General features: G+C 64.0%; 1 pseudogene. It reads right to left on the minus strand.

Annotated features, from left to right (window positions below):
- Nucleotides 1–272, minus strand: a pseudogene (locus WDW90_RS39435) (hypothetical protein); the annotation flags it as partial.

The raw sequence follows: 272 nt of genomic DNA on the forward strand, positions 1-272 counted from the left end.
GCCACATCGGCCGGAATGCCGTGGCCCTGGTCGATCACCGCCACCACCACATTTTGCTGTGTCTGCGACTCCGCGGTCAGCCCGGCCGTGATGCGCAGAATGCGGCGCTCCGGCGGCACGTGCTGCATCGCTTCGATGCCGTTGCGTGTCAGATTGAGCATGACCTGTTCCAGCATCACGCGGTCGGCCAGCACGCCCGGCAAATCCGGTTCCACCTGGATGTGCGTGATGACGAAGAACTGACGCGCCTGCAACTCGACCAGCGGAATCAG

It is taken from the genome of Methylobacterium nigriterrae (assembly GCF_037106235.1).
Lineage (GTDB): Bacteria > Pseudomonadota > Alphaproteobacteria > Rhizobiales > Beijerinckiaceae > Methylobacterium > Methylobacterium nigriterrae.